Raw genomic sequence first — 18,488 nt, forward strand, 5'->3', positions numbered from 1 at the left:
CCCATGTGGGAGGGGGCTTGCCCCCGATAGCGGTATGTCAGTGAAGAATGTTTCATCTGATCCACCGCCATCGGGGGCAAGCCCCCTCCCACATGGGTATCTTCTGCAGGGAGCTCTTGGCGGGCTCAGGTCCAGTGATGGATCGGCCAGCGGGCCTGTTCGGCGTGGGCCCGCAATACCGGGTCGGGGTTGACCACCTGCGGATGATCCACCTTCAGCAATAAAGGCAGGTCGTTGCGCGAATCCGAATAGAAATACGCCCCCTCCAGGGTTTCGCCTTCCTGTTCCAGCCATTGCAGCAAGCGCGTGATCTTGCCCTCGCGGTAAGTCAGTACGCCCTCGGTCTTGCCACTGTACACGCCGTGGCTGACCTCCAGCTCGATGCCCAGCACTTCGTCGATGCCGATGCGCGCCGCAATCGGCGTGACCAGGTGCGTGCCCGAAGCGGAGATCACCAGGACGCGGTCGCCTTTCGCGCGATGCTGGGCGATGGTTCTGGTCGCGTCGCTGTAGATCAGCGGCTCGATCACGTCCTCGACCCATGGCTCCACCAGGTGCTCGATCTCTTGCGGGGTGCGGCCGATCATTGGCTCCAGGCTGAAATCCATGAAGTCTTCCATGCGCAACTCGCCTCGGCCGTAGGCCGCCATCAGCTCGTCGTTCCTGCCCATGAACGATTCAGGGTCGACCCAGCCCAGGCGGCCCATCTGCGCGCTCCACAAGGTGGCGCAGTCGCCATGGATCAGGGTGTCGTCCAGATCAAAAATTACCAAGGCCATCCGTCATGCTCTCTCATTCATTCGTTGCCCCTCAGGCTACTTCACACAGCGCGCTGGGGTCGATGAAAAGTGCCAGGCGCTGGCCGTCAGGATGCAGATCGTCGGCAGAGCGGTTAAGCACATCCACCACCAACTCAACGCCGCGGGCTTCGATACGGTAGCGAATCACGTTACCCAGCAGACTGTGGCTGCGCACCTGCGCATCGAGATCGCCGTCGCGGCTCAGTTCGATAGCTTCGGGGCGGATCGCGATGCGACCGCTGATCGGACGTTGCAGCAGTTGGCTGGCCTTGTCGGCATCCAGCAGGTTGTAGTTGCCGATAAACCCGGCGGCGAACACATCCACCGGCGCAGTGTAGAGGGTCTCGGCATCGCCGCTCTGTACGATCCTGCCCTGATTCATCAGGAAGATGCGGTCCGACATGGTCAGGGCTTCTTCCTGGTCATGGGTGACGAAAATCGTGGTCAGCCCGAGTTCGCGCTGGATCTGGCGGATCTGCTCGCGCAGGTGCTTGCGAATCCGTGCGTCCAGCGCCGACAGCGGTTCATCCAGCAGCAACAGGCGCGGGCGGGTCACCAGTGAGCGGGCGAGGGCGACGCGCTGGCACTGGCCGCCGGACATCTGGTGCGGATAACGCCCGGCCAGGTCCTTGAGCTCGACCAATTGCAGCACCTCCTGTACCCGCTTGTGACTGTCGTCGGCGTTGACCTTCTGCATCCGCAGGCCGAAGGCGACGTTCTGCTCCACGGTCATGTTGGGGAACAGCGCGTAGCTCTGGAACACCATGCCGATATGCCGTTTCTGCGGGCTCAGCGGGACGATGTCCTGGCCATCCAGCAGAATTTCCCCGCTGTCCACCGCGGTCAGCCCGGCGATGCAGCGCAGCAGAGTCGACTTGCCGCAACCGGACGGGCCGAGCAGGGTGACAAACTCGCCCTTGGCGATTTCGCAGTTGATATCACTGAATACCGGGGTGCCGGTATAGCTCTTTTGCAGATGTTGGACGCTGACGAAGCTCATTGGCTTTTGTCCTTGTTCAAGATATTGGCGGCCCAGGTCAGCACCAGCACAAAAAAGAAATAGGAGATCACGACGGCGCTGGTGAAGTGGCCGCTGCTGTTGCGCATGTTGTTCAGGTACACCTGCAGGGTTTCATACCGGGTACCGACCAGGATGTTGGCGAACACGAACTCACCGAACAGGAAGGAGAACGACAGCAGCAGCGCCACCATCAGGCCTTTGCGCAGATTGGGCAGCACGACCAGGATCGCGGCTTGCCAGGTGCTGGCGCCGAGCAGTTGTGAGGCGTCCATGAGGTCGCGCAGATTGATAGCCTGCAGGTTGTTGGTGATCGCGCGGTACATGAAGGGCAGCGCCACGGTGAAGTAGCAGCCGATCAGAATCCACGGCGTACCCACCATCGCCAGCGGCCCGGAGCCGTAGAGTTGCAGCAGGCCCACCGACGACACCACCGGTGGCACCGCGAACGGCAGCAGGATCAGGATGTTCATCAGCGCATCCAGCCTGGGGAAGTGGTAATGCACCACGAACAGCAGCGGCAGAATCAACACCACCGACAGGACCAGCGCGCCTACGCACACCAGCAGCGATTGCCCGAAAGCCATCAGAAAGCGCGGGTCGCTCCATAGCTGCACATACCATTTCAGGCTGAAGCCGGCGGGCAGGATGGTGGCCGACCAACTGCTGGAGATCGAATAGACAAAGGTGCCTGCCAGCGGCAGCACCAGGATCAGGAACAGCACGTACACCACCACCCGATGGTAGAGGGACGCCGGGCCGGCTTCAGCGCGAGACATGGTAGCTCCTCTTGAGCAGCAGTTGATGGACCACCGTGACCACGGTCATCAGCGCCACCAGCACCACGGCCAGGGCGCTGGCCATGTTCGGGTCCAGCGACACGTCACCGGAGACCAGCCCCGCGATGCGGATCGGCAGCACATTGAAGTTGCCGGTGGTGAGGGCGTACACAGTGGCATAGGCGCCGAGGGCATTGGCCAGCAGAATCACGAAGGTGCCGAGCAGTGCGGGGGTCAGCACTGGCAAACCGATGTGTCGCCAGAACTGCCAGCCATTGGCGCCGAGCAGGGCGGCCGATTCGCGCCAGTCTTCGCGCAGTGCGTCAAAGGCCGGGTACAGCAGCAGGACACCGAGGGGAATCTGGAAGTAGGTATAGAGGATGATCAGGCCGGTTTTCGAGTACAGGTTGAAGTCCTGGATGATCCCCGCCTGCTTGAGCATGATGGTGATGCTGCCGTTGAACCCCAACAGGATGATGAACGCGAAGGCCAGGGGCACGCCGGCGAAATTGCTGGTCATATTGGCAAACGCCGTAACGAAATTGCGCAGCGGCGAATCGACCCGGCGCAGGGAGTAACTGCCCAGCGTGGCAATGATGATGCCGAAGACGCTGGAGTAGAAGCTGATCTCGAGGCTGAACTGGATCGCCTGCAGGTAGAACTTCGAACTGAAGATGCGTGTGAAGTTCTCCAGGCTCCAGCCACTGTCTTCGGTTTGCAGGCTGTTGATCAGCACCCAGGCCAACGGCGCGATTTCGAACACGATAAAGAACAGCGCGAAGGGCACCAGGCACAGTAAAGCCAGCCATTTGCCGCGAACCCTGCCACTCATTTGAGCAGCCCCCGGCAGACCGGCTTGTCATGAGGCACGCCGAGCAGTTCGCAGACGGTGCCGCACAGGTCGGTCTGCTTCGGCGCGGCGTCGGCATCCAGGCTGAAGGCGTCGCCCAGCACGAACAGCGGCACTTCGCGTTCCTCCGGCAGCAGGCCGTTGTGGGAGCGGTCGTTGTTCATGCCGTGGTCGGCGGTGACCAGCACCTGGCAGCCGGCGTCGAGCCAGCCTTGCAGGTAGTCGGCGAGAATAATGTCGGCCGAGCGTGCGCTGTTGCGGTACTGCGCGCTGTCTAGACCGTGCTTGTGACCGGCGTCATCGATGTTCATCGGGTGCACCAGCAGAAAGTCCGGCGCGTGCTTGAGGCGCAGGTTTTCGGCGTCGGCAAACAGGTGGGAATCCGGGTAGTGGTCATTCCAGTAGAAATGCCCATGCTGGATCGCCAGCGCCGTATCGTCGGTGTGGCGATCCCGGGCGGCGAGAAAGGGAGTGCGGTTATACAATTCGCTGACCCAATGGTAAGCCGCCGCCGCGGTGGTCAAGCCGGCACGGGTGGCATAGTGGAAAATGCTGCGCTGGCTGGACAGGCGCGCGACGTTGTTGTGGACGATGCCGCTCTGGATTGGTGGCACGCCGGTCAGGATGCATTCATACAGCGGGCGGGACAGGGCGGGCAGTTCACATTCCAGTGTGTAGAAGGCTGCGCGTCCTGCGCCGACATAGGCCTGCAAGTGCCCCATGGCGTGCCGGGCGACTCCGGCGTTCAGGCCGTCGAGCACGACAAGGATGACAGGGTGCTTCATGGGGGAGAGTGCTCCGCAGCAATAGACTTGACTCAATTCATCTGGAGGAACGAGGTCAAAGTGTGGGAGGGGGCTTGCCCCCGATGACGGTGGATCAGCTAACACATCTGTTTAATGACACACCGCCATCGGGGGCAAGCCCCCTCCCACATTGGATCTCCAGTGGATCTCCAATGTGGGGTACAGGCTCACTTCATTTCTACAATGACCTGCTCGTTCCACAGCTGCGGCAGTTTCTTGGACGTCGCTTCCCAGGCATCGGCATCCTTGATCGGCTGCGGGTTGGCCTTGGTGTATTGCTCACCCGGGATCAGGTTCTTGGCGATGTCAGCCGGCAGTTTCAGGTCGGTCTCGGCGCGGATCGGACGGGCATTGCCCTTGGCCAGGTTGAGTTGGCCGGCATCGCTGAAGATGTATTCGCGCGTCAGCTTGGCGGCGTTCGGGTGCTTGGCGTACTTGTTGATGATGGTGGTGTAGCCGGACTTCACCGAGCCATCCGATGGGATCAGCACCACGAAGTCATCCGGGTTGGCCATCTTGGCCTTGTAGCTCAGGCCGTTGAAGTCCCAGACGATACCTACTTCGACTTCGCCTTTTTCCAAGGTGGCGATGGTCGGGTTGGACAGACCGAGGCGGCCTTGCTGGGCAATCTTGGTGAAAAACTGCAGGCCCGGCGCGATGTTTTTCTCGTCGCCCTTATTGGCGATGGCAGCGGCGAGTACTGCGTTGGAGGCTTGGGCGGCGGTACTTACGTCACCCACCGATACCTTGTATTTGCCGGTTTGCAGGTCGGCCCAACTGGTCGGGACTTCGGAGCCGTGCAGCAATTTCTTGTTGACGATAAACGCGATAGTGCCGGTGTATGCCAGCGCCCAGTGGCCGTCTTTGTCCTTTGCCCAATCCGGTACGGAGGCCCAGGTGGAGGGTTTGTACGGCTGGGTCACTTCCTGCTTCACCGCGATGGGACCGAAGGCTGCGCCTACATCGCCGATATCGGCGCTGGCATTGTCTTTTTCGGCTTTGAACTTGGCGATTTCCTGGGCCGAGCTCATGTCGGTGTCGATGTGCTTGAGGCCGTAGGTTTTGGCCAGGTCTTCCCAGGTGCCTTTCCAGTTGGCCCAGTCATCGGGCATGCCGACGCTGTTCACGGCGCCCTCGCTCTTGGCGGCGGCTTCCAAGGTTTTTAGATCGGTATCAGCGGCCATGGCGGCGGTGCACATGGCAATGGTCGAGCCTAACAGTGATGCCAGGAAAAGCTGTTTCATCCGAAGCTCCTTTGGGCGTTTTACACGCGGCGTTTTATATGAACGTTGGCGAGGGTGTGGTCTAGGTCAGCAATACCTGAGCCAATCTAGGCCGGGTGGATGACAGTTTCATGTCGATGTCGTTTTTGAAGCATGGGTGTCGCTCGGTTCAGAGTTAGCGTAGACCATGCCCAAGTGCCCGCAGGCCATGGACTTGGCCGATGTATTGCAGGGTGTGGTGGAGGCAGCGGCAACCGTTGTCATCTGTCGGTCATCTGCAATGCCTAGGCTGGCATGCAGCAGCACAAGCCCATAGACAGCGCGTTTCATGCACCTGAACGGTGCTGGTCTAGTCCAGATAGGTAACGTTGATGCGTGACGAGGCAATCAAGGCGGTAACCTCCATCGGGCTGGCGCTGCAAGAGCAGATCGACCATGGCCTGCTGCCGCCAGCCAGCAAACTGCCCGCCGAACGCAAGCTCAGCGAGTTGTTCGGTACCACTCGGATTACCGTGCGGGAAGCCTTGTTACAGCTTGAGGCCCAGGGCCAGATTTATCGCGAGGAGCGCAGGGGCTGGTTCGTCTCGCCGCCACGGCTGGCCTATAACCTGATGCAGCGCAGTCACTTTCACGCGATGGTCAGCGACCAGGGGCGTGTGGCCTCCACTGAGGTGATTTGCGCGCGACTGCAACCGGCGTCGGCAGCGGTGTGTGCGTGGCTGCAATTGCCGGCGTTGTCCAGTGTGATCCAGATTTGCCGGGCGCGCAGGATCGACGGACGTCTGGTGCTGTACGTGGAGCACTACCTGAACCCCCACTATTTCCCGGAAATCCTGGCGTGCGATTTGACCCAGTCTATGACCGAGCTCTATGCGCGCGAGTACGACTTGCACTACGGGCGAGTGCGTTTCGAGATCGTGCCGACCTCACTGCCGGTTGAAGCCGCCGCTGCGTTGCGCGTATCGGTGGGCAGCCCGGGCTTGCGGATCGCCCGGGTCAACTATGATCAGCACCAGCGTTTGATCGATTGCGACCTGGAGTTCTGGCGCCATGATGCGATTCATGTGGGGGTGGACGTTATGGCGTCAGCGTCTTGATCACCTGATCCACATTGGTTTCCAGCTCGGTTACAGGATCGGCACCGTCCACATTCAGCACCAGCAGTCTGGAGCCGCCAGCAGTGACAGCTGCTTTCACCGCCTCACTCGGCTGGCGGTGGTGCAGCACCAGCGCCACGTCATTGTCCTTCAACTGCGCACTGAATTTTTGCAGCGCTTCAGGCGTCCAGTCCGCATCCGGCCGCGCATCGGTGCTGAGCAGTTCCAGATTCAAGCTGCTGATCAAATAGGCAAAGTGATCGCTCAAGCTGACCACACTTAAATTATCGGCCCTGGCCAGGCGCGCCTCGCTGTCGGCGGTGAGCTTGAGCAGGCGTTGCTTGAGCGCGGCCAGGTTGGCGTCGATCTGCGCTTTGGCGCCCGGCGCCAGGCGGCTCAGGTCGGCCGCCAGTACATCGGCCATGCGCCCCATGTTGTTGCTCGACTGCCAGGGTTGGCTGTTCAAGCCATCGCTGACGCCCGGCTGCACGGCGATGCCCGGCAAACCGCCGTCCACCGGGCGCGCAGCGTCGACTTCGACGATACGGATGTTGCTGCGCCGCGCCACGGGGTAGAGCGGGTCATCGGCCCACAGCGAGCGCAGGCCGATGGCGGCATCGGCATCCTGGGCCAGTTGGCTCAGCGCCGGCGCACCGCGTCCGGTGAAGTAGGACACTTGCCGCGAGCCGGGCAAATTGGCGGGAGCCGCGCGTTCGAGCTGCACGTCGGAGCCCTTGAGCAGCACTTCGGCCAGGCCGTAGGTGATCGGCAACGAAGCCAGCACCTTGACCGGTTTTACCGTGTTGACCTTGGTCAGCGCGGCATGGCCAAGACCATGGTTGGCAACGAAGTCCCTGGTTTGAAAACCATCCACGACGGCGAGCGCCGAGGTGCTGAGCAGGCAGGCAATGGCCAGGGCCAGTGGGCGAAAGTGACGGTGCATTATCCAAAATTCCCTTTGAGGCTGGGCACGGTGCCGCGCGCGATGGCGGCGAAGGCGAAGGCGATGCCGGCAACCAGAATGATTGCGGCGCCGGACGGCACAGGCAGGTCGAAGATGATCGGCAGCAGGATGCCGCACAGGGTGCTGACGGTAGCGATTGCCACCGAAACCCAGAAGAACCCCTTGAGCGACTGGCTCAGCAGTCGCGCCGCCGCCGCCGGTATCACCAGCAGGGCGCCGACCAGAATGGCCCCGATCACCTTGACCGCAGCGACGGTGATCAGCGTCACCAGAATCACGAACAGATAGTCCAGGGTCTTCACCGCCACGCCGCGCACCGCCGCCAGTTGCGGGTTGAAGCTGGCGAGCATGATGCGGTTGTACAGCGGCAACGCCAGGGCCATCACCAGCGCACCGACCACTGCCAGCACCAGCAAGTCGTTACCGTTGACCGTCAGCACCGAGCCAAACAGTACGTTCTCGAGGATATGCACGTTGATCTTGCCGGCCAGAATCAGCAGCAGGCTGGCGCCCAGTGCCAGGGACACCGACAGGAACACGCCGATCAGCGTATCCGGCGCCAGGCCGGTGCGGTTGCGCAGGTAGTTGAGCAGGATGCCGAACAGCAGGCAGTAGCCGAACAGACTGCCGTAGGGCCCGGTGTACGGCTCCCCGAGCAGAATGCCTACGGCCACGCCGGTCAGTGCGGCATGGCCGACCGCTTCGGAGAAAAACGCAAAGCGCTTGACCACCACCAGCGTGCCCAGTCCACCCAGTACCGGGCCGATCAGCAAACCGGCGAGCAGCGCGTTGACCACAAAACCATAGGCCAGCGCCTCCGGCAGATAGCCGGAAGAGGCCCAGCCCTGGACCATCAAGCGAAACGCCTCATAACTCATTGCGCCGGGCTCCGAGGGTGGGTGGAAAACAGGGTTAGAAGACGATCCGGGGTCAGCGCTTGCTTGGGCGTGGCGTCGAACAGTACGCGGCGGTTCAGGCCGGTGACGCGGTCGGCCAGACGGCCAACGGCTTCCAGGTCATGCTCGATCCACAGCACGGTGATCCCGGCCAGTCGCCAGTCCCTGAGCAAGCGTTCGAATACCTGGATACCGGCTTCGTCGAGCGCCGACATCGGTTCATCCAGCACCAGCAGTTGCGGCGGCGGAATCAGGCCCTGGGCCAGCAATACGCGCTGACGCTCGCCGCCGGACAGCGCGCCCATGCGCCGCTTGCGCTTGTCCTGCATGCCGACCCGCTCCAGCGCCTCGCCAATCGCACCGGCGTAGTGGCGGGACAGGCCGAGAAACGCCGGCCGCCGCTGGCACATGGCAGCCATGAAATCATCCACGGTCATCGGCAAACCCCGGTCGAACTCCAGGGCCTGGGGCACGTAGCCAATGGTGCCGGGCGTGGCCGGCCATCGCAGGCTCAATTGGCCCTGATGCGGCGTTTGTCCCAGCAGGGTCTTGATCAGTGAACTCTTGCCGCCGCCATTCGGACCGACCAGCGCGTGGATGCTGCCGGGTTGTACCTGGAAACTCACGCTATCGAGAATAACGGTGCGACCCAGGGTCAGCGAGACGTTGTCGAAGTGCAGCGTCGGGCCGATGCTCACACTGTTCAGGTGCTCGGCCGCCGTCATGCCCCGGACTCCTGGATTGCCCGGACCACGGTATTGAGGTTGCCGGTCATTTCCTCTTCGTACTTCTGCGCGCTGTATTCGCCGTAGGAAATATGTGACAGCGGATACAGCTTGACCCCGGATTCACGCTGGATCGTATCGACGTAGGTGGACGGGAAATCCATTTCCGAAAAAATTACTTTCACGTCCAGGGCGCGCAGTTCATCAATGGTCTTCTTCAACTGGCTGGGGCTCGGTTCGATGCCGTGGGCCGGTTCGACCACGGCGGTGACTTCCAGACCGAACTCGCGCAGCAGGTAGTCGTAGGCCGCATGCACCGTGGCCACGCGCAGGTCCGGATTGGGTGCACTGGTCAGCTTGGCCAGGGCATCGGCGCGCATCTGGCGCAGACGCTTGCCGTAGGCGCGGGCGTTCTGGGTGTAGGCCTTGGCGTTGTCCGGGTCGAGCTTGCCCAACTCGCGGGCGATGTTATTGACCTGGGCAATCGACGCGCTGATCGACAGGAACGTGTGCGGGTTGACCACCTTGCCCGCACCGCGTGCGGCGTTGCCGGTGGCGGCCAGCAGCGGCACATTGGCGTTGGCTTCGATCACCGGGATATCCGGGCGCTCGCTGGTGGCGATCATGCGGTCGGCGAAGTCGTCATGCCCCACGCCATTGAGCACGATCACGTCCAGGGTGCCGATGCGCTTGATGTCTTCGGCGCGCGGTTCGTAGGCATGGGGGTTGAAGCCCGCCGGAATCAGCGGCACCACCTCGGCCTTGTCGCCGACGATGTTGGCCACGTAGCTGTAGTAAGGATGCAAGGTGATGCCGATGCGCAGGCGTTTGCTCGCCTCGGCATTCGCCAGGGGAGCGAGCATCAGGCTGAACAGGCCAACCAGCAACAGGCGCAACAGGGGAGATGAAATGGACATGGGTACTCGGTCTTCTCGTTCAGTGGCGGTGCTGGCGGGTCACGCCGGCATCGAATTGCGCGACCACCTGCTGCCAGCCGGCAGCGATCAGCGCCTGGTCAGTGAGGTCGGAGGGGACGGCCAGGTGTTTGCCACGGTTGAGCCAGATATCCGGCTCGGCGCCTTGCACGCGCATCAACAGCGAGCCACTGGTGTCGGTGGCCTGGCTCAAGCCCAGGTAGGTCGAGGGCGCAAGCAGTTGCCAGCGATGATCGCCACGGCTGACTGAACTGGCGTCCTGGGCGAACGGTGCAAAGCCTTCTTGCGCCAATTGGTCCGGCGTGGGCAGGGCGTTCTGCTCTTGCTGCAGCAGGTGGATTTCATCCAGAGTCACCCGCAGGTCGGCGTAGATGCCTTGTTCGGCGGCGCTCAGGTCGCGCCGGGCATCCAGCTGGTGGCTTGGCAGCGCCGCGACCTCTCGGGTTTCACCGTGCAAGGCCACCACCGTCCCCGCCACCGCAAGGATGATGAGGCACAGCAACAGCACGTAGAGGGTTTCATGCCCCGCGCCGGCCGGGCGCACTACCTGTACGGTACTCATTGCGCCTGGATATCCGCTTGGTCGATTTCCACCACATGACCGGGGCCGGCATCGAACAGCACATAGAATTCGGCCGTGGGTTTCTTGAAGGTCAGGGTCGAATCCTCACCGAGCTTGCCCGGCACCAGAATGGTCTCGTCGTAGCCGATCACATCCAGGGTCACGCCCGGAGCGCCGCTGCCGTCGGAGAACCCGCCCTTGCACTGGATCTGCTCACCGGGGATTTCCTTGCATTCACACATCGGGTTGTGAGCGAGGGCAACGTTACTGAAACCGGCACCGAGCAACAGCACGCAACCGGCCTGAATCAGGCGCTTGAACATCATGGTTTGACTCCTTGCTTGTTCAGCCAGGCAATGGTGGCAGGCGAGGCCTGGCTCAGCGGGATGGAACCCTGGTGCATGGTGCCGTCCCAGCCTTCCATGGTGACCCACAGTTCGGCGTCGATCGGGGTGCGTTCCGGCACCGGCACGATGGCGCCCATGCGGTAGGGCGTACCAAAGAAGATCACTCCGGCGGCCCGCAGGCTGCGGGGCTTGCCGATGCGCAGGTAAGTGGCCTTGACCTGCTCGGCGCACGCGGCGCACAGGGCGGCGTTAAAGGCTTTCATCGGGCCGGCCGGGTCGGGGCGCGGGCCTTCGTTGCGAAACTCGGCGAGGGTCAGGCTCCAGGGGCCGACTTGAATGTCCCCGGCGACCCGCTCGCCAATACCGGCATCCCCGCGAAACAGGGCGGCATCGGCGAAATACTTGGGCATGAACCCCAGCGGCACCAGCAACAGCAGGATGTTTATATGAAAACGCCACTTCAGCCACCTGGTCCGCAGGGGTGAAGAGGGTTTGGTCGCGACTGTGCTCATCAGTGAGTCTCCGAAGTTTCAGCCTGTAAGGCTGGGGCGGGCACAGCCTGACGCTGGGTCTTGGCCTCGCGTTTGAAGGCGTTGAGGGTGGCCAGTGCGGTGCGCTTGGTCCAGATCAGCAAGCCACTCAGTACCATCATGCTCAGCACCAGGCCGAAGAAAGCCCAGATCAGCTTGATCCACAGTCCGCCAAAGTCACCGGTGTGCAGCGGGCGCATGGACTCGGTGACGAACTCCAGCGCGGTGCGGTCGGACAGCAGGTGCGACACGGCGATTTCACCGCTGTAGGGGTTCAGTTGCGCGGTCTGGAACATCAGCGGGTACCAGCCGCGCCCGCCGATCTGCAGGTGGCTGTAGGCGTTGAGCGGCAGGAAAGCAAAGGTGGCCTCCAGCCCGGGGATGCGCTGGGTGGCGATCTTGATCGCGTCGTCCAGGGCAATCATCGGGGCCGGCACGCCGGGTGCGGACAGCGGCACCTTTTCCCGGGCAATCACCGGCACGATGGGCTCGCTGGAAATGGAGATCTGGTTGTCACCCAGGATCGCCTGGATCAGGAACCAGGTGCCGGTAATGGAGATGACGGCGATGAACCAGATCGACCAGATACCGCTCAGGCGGTGGAAGTCACCCCAGAAAATCCGTGCGCCGTGGCGGACGCGCAGGGTGGGGCGCAAAAAACCTTTCCAGAAACGCTTGTACACCACAAGGCCCGTGACCAACGAGGCCAGCAACGGCAGGCCGAGCAGCGACACCAGGTACCATCCCCAGCTGTAGCCATTGGTGAACGGCACCAGCCACCAGCCATGCAGGGCACGGGTGAACTGCTGGAAGTCGAATGCCGGGCTGATCCCCTGGAGGGCGCCCGTATAGGGGTTGGCATAGGCATCGACCGAACGCCCGTCCGGATAGCTGAGGCCGACCATCAACGCGAAGTGCGATTCGTCGGGACGGATGATCGAGCGCACGATGACCTGGGGCTCGTCGCGCTTGATGGCGGCGATCACCTGGTCGAAGCTCAGCGGTTGGGCATCATCGGACGGCTTGCTCGCGCGGATATCCGGATTGGCCAGCCAGACGATTTCCTGGCTGACCACCGCCAGGGTGCCAGTGACGCAGACGATCAGGACAAAGAACCAGATGGGCAACGCCAGCCAGCTGTGTACGAGAAACCAGAGTTTTGAGCGTGACTTCTTCGACATGTGAATGAGGGTCTTGATGGAAGGGGCGATGAAGGCCCGGAAAAGGCCGGTCGTAGCTTTTGCTGACGCGACGGGCTGTATCTAAATTAAGACGAATGAGAATGAGAAATCCCTAAGCAGGAAATGAAAGAAAATGTTTCAGGCTCGCAGGGGCACCCTGCGCATGGGCAATGGCCGTGCCTGATTGCTGCGAGGGATTGGGTGCAAGCGAAGCGCACGACAAGGCTGAGTGACCAGCGCAGAAGTACGTAGTTATATAAGTATAAAAATAATCTGGCGGGTTATTTGCCATGCTATTTACTTTTTAAATTAACCCATTTGAACGGCTGAATACCCGTGCCTGCGGGGGACAGGCAAAGGCATGGCTTAAATCCTGAAAAAAACAAAGGATATTGTATTGACGGTATCGGAAGCTTCGGCTTAAGTAGGGGGCGGCTTGGAAGTCCAGATAATTTTAAAAAAGGAATTTTGTTACATGACCGTATTCGTCGTTTATCCGAACCCTCAGATAAGTTTTTATAACTTTCCAGCATGGCTGATTGCACCAGCCATTTGATCGCCGCCTGTCACCTGAGTCGATTGTCATTGTTGCGATATCGCTGTTCCCTAGAGGGAAGGGCGCGCATTCATATGCCTGAACAGAGAGTACCTACTCATGTCGATTTTTGATCAAGAAATTCACCGCTCGGTACAGTGGCAGGACTGGCGCTGGCAGCAGAAGAACGCCCTGCGTGATGAACCGACGCTGCGCGCCGCCTGCGGTGGTTGGGACGAGGAAACGACTGCGCACATCGAACATAACCTGCTCGGTCGCAAAATGCAGATCACGCCTTACTACATCGATCTGATCAAGCGCTCCCTCACTTCCGGCACGGTCATGGACCACCCGCTGTGGCGGCAAGTGGTGCCGTATTGGAATGAGCAGGTCGAGGGCGATTACGACGGCACTTCCGAGAACTGGGAGCTGGGCCATGAAATGAAGACGCCCATCTGCCAGCACAAGTATGACAATCGCGTCATCCTGCGCACCACCAACACCTGCAATGCCTACTGCCAGTTCTGCTTTGAAGCGCTGCGCACCTTGCAGGTGGGCACTGACAAGGCCAACGCCAGCCGGGATTCCTTCATGGAGTCGGTCGAGTACATCCGCGCCAATCCGGCCATCGAAGAAGTGATTCTCAGCGGCGGCGACCCGCTGATGCTGGCCGACCGCAAGCTCGAAGAGTACCTGGCCGCGCTGCGCGGAATCAGTGACGACCTGCTCATCCGCATTCACTCGCGGGCCTTGAGTTTCAACCCGTTTCGCGTGACCGATGAATTGATCGCGATGCTGGAAAAGTACAAGGTCAATGCGTTCGGCGTGCACGTCTGTCATCCGCTCGAACTCAGCGCTGACTTTGCGGTGGCGGTCAAACGCATTCAGGGCGTGGTGCCGATCGTGTTTTCCAATATGCCGCTGTTGCGTGGCGTCAATGACGATGAAGCGACACTGCATAAGTTATTCATCGATCTGTATCGCCTGGGTGTGAAGCCTTATTACTTATATCACTTCATGCCGTTTTCACCCGGCGCCTCTGAATATAAGGCGTCGATCAGCCAGGCCATCGCTATCATGGATCGTCTCAAGCGGCGAGTGTCCAATATCGCCCTGCCGGAATATGTTCTACCGCACGCACAAGGCAAGTTTACGGTGCCGCTGTTGGACTTTGAAAAACCTGAAAACTTGCCGTACTTCGAAGTTCGCGACGGGCAGCGCCATTACCGTTTCCTTAACTGGGAAGGGCAGTGGTGCAGTTGGCAGGATGCCTGAATCAACTTATGGACTGAGGCGGTATTACGCATGAAACAGGACGCCATTCTTTTTATCGATGTCGATGACAGTACGTCTGTTCGTTATAACTACCGGGAGCCGCACTTCGTGGCTGCCCGCGCCCAGGGCCTGGTGTGCTTGACGGCGGGCGTGGCAGGGCGCAGGCATATGCAGCGGCTTGAGGATGACAGCGATGCGGTGTTCCTGCTCAACGCACTCAACGAGCAAGCCATTCTTGATTTGGTCGGCCAGCTCGATGGTCGGTATCAGATTCGCGGGATTTTCTGTCAGGCCGGCCATCCGTCTGCGCTGGGCGAAGTTGGCTGTATCGTTGCGCGGGCTTGCCGACGCCTGGGTCTGGTGTATAGCCATCCCGAGGCGGTCGCGGCGTGCAACAACAAGTTCCTGATGCGCCGGGTGCTGAAACAGCACGCCATTCGCTCCGTGCCGTTTGCGCTGTGCAATAACGAAGAGCAACTTCAGCAACAGGCCGAACGGGTCGGTTACCCACTGATCGCCAAACCGCCCTTTGGTGGCGCTTCGGCGTTTATCAGGAAATGCGCCAATTGGGCGGAGCTGCGCAGCCACTACGCGCTGTTTGTCAAAGACCATGCCACGGCCGCCTATGCGGATTTCTATGGCTGTGCGCACACGTTGCTCAAGGACGACGGCCAGCGGCATGACTACATTCCCGGGCGCAGTCTCCTGCTGGAAGGTTACATTCCCGGTATCGAAGGCAGTGTTGAATGTGTGGTGGCCGGCGAGCGTGTGCACCCACTGCTGATCAACGAAAAGCTGCTGTTGACCGAGCGCAGTGGCACCGTTCTCGAGAACCTGCTGATCTCGCCGCCGACGTCCTTTACCGACAGCCAGTGCGAGCAGATTCGCGAGTATGCCGTGGCGTGCCTGCAAGCGGTCGGCCTGACCAATGCCGTGGTGCATTTCGAGTTCCGCATGACCCCGCAGGGCCCGGTGGTGATCGAGATCAACCCGCGCGTGGGCGGGCTCTATGTGAACGCGGCGTTTCGCGATCTGGCCGGTATCGACCCCTATCAACTGTATCTCTCGTTGCTGACCGGCGAGCAGGGGATCGCCGCGCAGTTGGAAGCGGGCGCACGCAAGGTGGCCGAGGCCGGGCAACATTACGCGATGCTGGCGATCTACCCGCAGCACAGCGGCCGGTTTCAGGGCATTGAAGGCGTGGAGTTCCTGGAGCAGCACGTCGCGGTGCTTGAGTATGCCGGGCAGGAGCCGGGGCACCTGATCGATGCGGATATCGAGGAGCATTATCTGCTCAAATGCTGGGCCAAGGTCGCCGATGCTGCCGATGCGCGCGCGCTGCATGATGCGGTCGGCCAGCACTTGCGCGTCATCATCGACAACCCCCTGGCGGGCCAGTGATATGGATATCCGAACCATTTCCGCGCAGCTGCGCGAGCACCATTACTGCCATCGCCCTGACTTTGGCGATTTGCTCGGTATTGAGGCAGGCGAAGAGCAGAGTTTGCGTGCGTACTGGGACAACTTGGTGCGCGACGAGGCGTTCAAGACGTACACCCATCGCGAGCGGCGTATCCTGCGCTATCGTTTATCACCCTCACGGCAGTTGAAGATCGACAGGAGCACCGCGTTCAAGTCGCCGGTCACCTATGCCGTCAACTACCGCCAGGGGGTGAACCATTTGAGCTACAGCGAGGAAGGTTTTATCGAGCATCCGCTGATGCAAAAGCTGTTGGCCGCCGACCTGGCGGTGATTGCACCGCACCTGGGCGAGCAGACTCATACCATCGACATCCACCAATTCCGTGTGCGGGCGGACGCCCAAGCGTGCAGCCCTACCACGTCGGGGATTCACCAGGATGGCCTGGACTGGGTGTTCATGCATTTCATCGGCGAGCACAACACGTTGCCGGTGGTTTCAGAAGTGTTTACCAGTGACGCCGAACACAGTCGCGTATTGAATCTGCCAATGACGCGTTTCCTGGAAACCATCGTGATCAATGATCGCGGGCTCTACCACCGCGCCGGGGTTGTGCGGCCGAAAGTCGCGTCGACACCGGCCTGGCGCGACATACTGCTGGTCAGCCTGCGCAGTGTGCCGGATGATCAAGCGGCGTCGCCTGCATGAGCCACGATCAACAGTTGTACCTGTCGATCCGCAACGCGCGGCTGATTATCTTTGCTCGCGGCGTATCGGACTTTGGCGCCTTCCTCAACATGGTGGCCTTGTCCACCTATGTCTACTGGCTCAGTCAAAGCGTGGTGTTCGTCAGCATCTTCCTGGCCTGCCGCGTGACCGGAGGCATTGTCGCCAGCCTGTTCGGCATCCCGTTTTTCCGGCGTTTCGCCGGGCGCGGCACCCTGGCCGGGCTGGACCTGGCGCGAGCGCTGTTGCTGACGCCGTTGCTGCTGCTGATCCCTGCGCATCAACTCAGCCTGCTGCCGTTCATTGCCTTTGGTATCGGCCTGTGCAATTCGCTGTTCGCCATCGGCCTCAACAGCCAGTTGCCCACCTGGGTTGCCCTTGAGCAGCGGGTCAATACCAACGCCTGGATCACCTCGGCGGCCGCTACCGGCGCGGTGTTCGGCAGCTTGCTGTCCGGGCTGCTGATTGCCACGGGGGGATTCGAGGCGGTATTCGCGGTGAATATCGCCACCTATGTGATAGCCGCGTGCCTGGTGCTGCCACTGCGTGCGTTGTACAGCGCTGCCGTCGCCATACATCGCGGTCTCTCGGCTGAGTGGCACGCATTGACCAAGGGGCTGCGCAGCGCGCCGGTGCTGGCTGCCATGTTGTTGATCAGCATGCTCGACACCCTTGGCAGCGCGGCGCATAACGTCGGCTGGCCGGTGCTGTCCCAGTACATTTCCCCGGACACGGCCAAAACGGTAATGGGGTATCTGCTGGCGGTCTGGGCCTGTGGCAAGTTTATCGGGGCGCGTATCGCCAGTGCGCTATTGAAGGGACGTGGCACGCCAAGCATGGAGCGGTTGTTCATGTTCGGCGTGGGGCTGATGTCCAGCGGCTTTATCCTGACGTTCCAGCAAACCGAGTTGTGGCTTGCGCTGCTGTTGGTGGTGTGGGCGGGGTTGGGGGACGGGCTGTCCGAAGTGGCGCTGGTCTCCCGCGCGCAAAACGAACCGGACAGCTTGCGCCTGCCGCTGTTCAGCTTGTTGGTCCTGATTCAGATGGTGGGCTTTGGCGTGGGGATGCTGGTGGTCGGGCCGTTCTATGTGACCTGGACGCCAGCCCAGGTGATCGTGCTGTTCCACGGGCTACCGCTGACAGCATTGGGGGTGATGACCTTGTGGCTGGGGTGCACGGCTTACCGGGGGAGGCCGGACGCGTCGGGGTCACCGCCCTCGCATTGATCGCCACTGTGGCAAGGGAGCTGGCGTGCTCGCAGCTCCCACACGGATCGGATCGGCAACTCAGGACTGTGCAGTGGGCTCCAGCAACTGCGCCCCCGGGCCGCGCTCACCGAGTTGGTCGCCCTGGTTGCGCAACGGACAGGCTTCCATCGACAGGCACCCGCAGCCTATGCAGCCATTGAGCTTGTCGCGCAACTGCGACAATTTGTTGATCCGCTCATCCAGGTCTTCCCGCCAGCGTGCCGACAGGCGCGCCCAATCCTTGGCCGTGGGTGTGCGGCCATCGGGCAATGCCTGCAACGCCTCGCCGATGGTCGCCAGCGGAATGCCCAGGCGCTGGGCGATCTTGATCACCACGACCCGCCGCAACACATCCCGTGGGTAGCGCCGTTGGTTGCCGGCGTTGCGATTGCTTTTGATCAGCCCCTTGGTTTCGTAGAAATGCAGGGCGGTGACGGCCACGCCGCTGCGGGCTGCCAATTGGCCAACAGTCAGTTCCTTGTTGAGCATAAAAACCCCGATTCAGCGCTTGACCTTGACCTAACTAGAGGTTTTACCCTGCATGGCACTGAATCGCAAGATTCTGCCTACAA

General features: G+C 61.2%; 20 protein-coding genes. 5 read left to right on the top strand and 15 right to left on the bottom strand.

The annotated features are described in order from the left end of the window. Positions 1 to 125: 125 nt before the first annotated feature. The 6 genes from MRY17_RS08820 to MRY17_RS08845 form a co-directional block, all read right to left on the bottom strand. The gene (locus MRY17_RS08820; protein WP_181285769.1) at positions 126 to 779 is read right to left on the bottom strand and encodes an HAD family hydrolase; all 654 of its coding nucleotides are present in this window, start codon (positions 777 to 779) and stop codon (positions 126 to 128) included. Positions 780 to 810: 31 nt separating this feature from the next. Beyond that, on the bottom strand, positions 811 to 1,800 hold the full coding sequence (locus MRY17_RS08825) for an ABC transporter ATP-binding protein (RefSeq protein WP_181285768.1): 990 nt from the start codon (positions 1,798 to 1,800) through the stop codon (positions 811 to 813). Beyond that, complete coding sequence (locus MRY17_RS08830) at positions 1,797 to 2,597, bottom strand: ABC transporter permease (RefSeq protein ID WP_191952896.1); 801 nt, start codon at positions 2,595 to 2,597, stop codon at positions 1,797 to 1,799. Before MRY17_RS08830 ends, MRY17_RS08825 begins: the two co-directional genes overlap by 4 nt. Continuing rightward, entirely contained in the window at positions 2,584 to 3,429 is an 846-nt protein-coding gene (locus MRY17_RS08835; RefSeq protein WP_181285766.1) for an ABC transporter permease, read from the bottom strand. The genes MRY17_RS08830 and MRY17_RS08835 overlap by 14 nt, the downstream gene beginning before the upstream one ends. Next, a complete protein-coding gene (locus MRY17_RS08840) occupies positions 3,426 to 4,232 on the bottom strand; it encodes an alkaline phosphatase family protein (protein ID WP_191952895.1) in 807 nt (268 codons plus the stop codon). Before MRY17_RS08840 ends, MRY17_RS08835 begins: the two co-directional genes overlap by 4 nt. A gap of 188 nt (positions 4,233 to 4,420) precedes the next feature. After that, positions 4,421 to 5,497, bottom strand: a complete 1,077-nt coding sequence (locus MRY17_RS08845; RefSeq protein ID WP_181285787.1) for an ABC transporter substrate-binding protein — start codon at positions 5,495 to 5,497, stop codon at positions 4,421 to 4,423. Positions 5,498 to 5,847: 350 nt separating this feature from the next. Between MRY17_RS08845 and MRY17_RS08850 the strand changes: the two genes are divergently transcribed. Further along, positions 5,848 to 6,573, top strand: a complete 726-nt coding sequence (locus MRY17_RS08850) for a UTRA domain-containing protein (protein ID WP_181285786.1) — start codon at positions 5,848 to 5,850, stop codon at positions 6,571 to 6,573. Here MRY17_RS08850 and MRY17_RS08855 read toward each other — a convergent pair. From MRY17_RS08855 to MRY17_RS08890, 8 genes are read right to left on the bottom strand one after another with little or no spacing between them, the layout of a single operon-like run. After that, positions 6,554 to 7,516: a metal ABC transporter solute-binding protein, Zn/Mn family gene (locus tag MRY17_RS08855; RefSeq protein WP_181285785.1), complete on the bottom strand. Its 963-nt coding sequence runs from the start codon at positions 7,514 to 7,516 to the stop codon at positions 6,554 to 6,556. The two genes, MRY17_RS08850 and MRY17_RS08855, sit on opposite strands and share 20 nt — an antisense overlap. Beyond that, positions 7,516 to 8,415, bottom strand: a complete 900-nt coding sequence (locus tag MRY17_RS08860) for a metal ABC transporter permease (RefSeq protein ID WP_124423033.1) — start codon at positions 8,413 to 8,415, stop codon at positions 7,516 to 7,518. Before MRY17_RS08860 ends, MRY17_RS08855 begins: the two co-directional genes overlap by 1 nt. Further along, a complete protein-coding gene (locus MRY17_RS08865; RefSeq protein WP_191952894.1) occupies positions 8,412 to 9,158 on the bottom strand; it encodes a metal ABC transporter ATP-binding protein in 747 nt (248 codons plus the stop codon). The genes MRY17_RS08860 and MRY17_RS08865 overlap by 4 nt, the downstream gene beginning before the upstream one ends. Beyond that, positions 9,155 to 10,075 (bottom strand): metal ABC transporter substrate-binding protein, encoded by a 921-nt coding sequence (locus MRY17_RS08870; RefSeq protein WP_191952893.1) that lies wholly within the window; start codon positions 10,073 to 10,075, stop codon positions 9,155 to 9,157. The genes MRY17_RS08865 and MRY17_RS08870 overlap by 4 nt, the downstream gene beginning before the upstream one ends. A 19-nt stretch (positions 10,076 to 10,094) precedes the next feature. Beyond that, positions 10,095 to 10,655, bottom strand: coding sequence for a DUF6162 family protein (locus MRY17_RS08875; RefSeq protein WP_243353594.1), 561 nt, complete (start codon positions 10,653 to 10,655; stop codon positions 10,095 to 10,097). Beyond that, positions 10,652 to 10,981 carry a hypothetical protein gene (locus MRY17_RS08880; protein WP_181285781.1) on the bottom strand — a complete coding sequence of 110 codons (330 nt, stop codon included), beginning with the start codon at positions 10,979 to 10,981 and terminating at the stop codon, positions 10,652 to 10,654. Before MRY17_RS08880 ends, MRY17_RS08875 begins: the two co-directional genes overlap by 4 nt. Then, on the bottom strand, positions 10,978 to 11,514 hold the full coding sequence (locus MRY17_RS08885) for a thiamine pyrophosphate-binding protein (protein ID WP_191952891.1): 537 nt from the start codon (positions 11,512 to 11,514) through the stop codon (positions 10,978 to 10,980). The genes MRY17_RS08880 and MRY17_RS08885 overlap by 4 nt, the downstream gene beginning before the upstream one ends. Then, entirely contained in the window at positions 11,514 to 12,713 is a 1,200-nt protein-coding gene (locus tag MRY17_RS08890; protein WP_181285779.1) for a PepSY-associated TM helix domain-containing protein, read from the bottom strand. Before MRY17_RS08890 ends, MRY17_RS08885 begins: the two co-directional genes overlap by 1 nt. A gap of 655 nt (positions 12,714 to 13,368) precedes the next feature. Here MRY17_RS08890 and MRY17_RS08895 point away from each other — a divergent pair. Genes MRY17_RS08895 through MRY17_RS08910 form a run of 4 tightly spaced genes read left to right on the top strand, consistent with a single transcriptional unit; the run spans position 13,369 to position 17,895 of the window. Beyond that, positions 13,369 to 14,523 (top strand): KamA family radical SAM protein, encoded by a 1,155-nt coding sequence (locus MRY17_RS08895; protein WP_243353595.1) that lies wholly within the window; start codon positions 13,369 to 13,371, stop codon positions 14,521 to 14,523. Positions 14,524 to 14,553: 30 nt separating this feature from the next. Then, complete coding sequence (locus MRY17_RS08900; RefSeq protein ID WP_243353596.1) at positions 14,554 to 15,924, top strand: ATP-grasp domain-containing protein; 1,371 nt, start codon at positions 14,554 to 14,556, stop codon at positions 15,922 to 15,924. A 1-nt stretch (position 15,925) separates the two neighbouring features. After that, positions 15,926 to 16,651 carry a 2OG-Fe dioxygenase family protein gene (locus tag MRY17_RS08905; RefSeq protein WP_243353597.1) on the top strand — a complete coding sequence of 242 codons (726 nt, stop codon included), beginning with the start codon at positions 15,926 to 15,928 and terminating at the stop codon, positions 16,649 to 16,651. Next, a complete protein-coding gene (locus MRY17_RS08910; protein ID WP_243353598.1) occupies positions 16,648 to 17,895 on the top strand; it encodes an MFS transporter in 1,248 nt (415 codons plus the stop codon). Before MRY17_RS08905 ends, MRY17_RS08910 begins: the two co-directional genes overlap by 4 nt. Before the next feature lie 60 nt (positions 17,896 to 17,955). Here the strand turns inward: MRY17_RS08910 and soxR are convergent, their stop codons facing one another. Continuing rightward, positions 17,956 to 18,405, bottom strand: coding sequence for a redox-sensitive transcriptional activator SoxR (gene soxR, locus MRY17_RS08915; protein WP_181285774.1), 450 nt, complete (start codon positions 18,403 to 18,405; stop codon positions 17,956 to 17,958). Between the last annotated feature and the right edge of the window lie 83 nt (positions 18,406 to 18,488).

This window comes from Pseudomonas orientalis (assembly GCF_022807995.1).
GTDB lineage: Bacteria > Pseudomonadota > Gammaproteobacteria > Pseudomonadales > Pseudomonadaceae > Aquipseudomonas > Aquipseudomonas orientalis_B.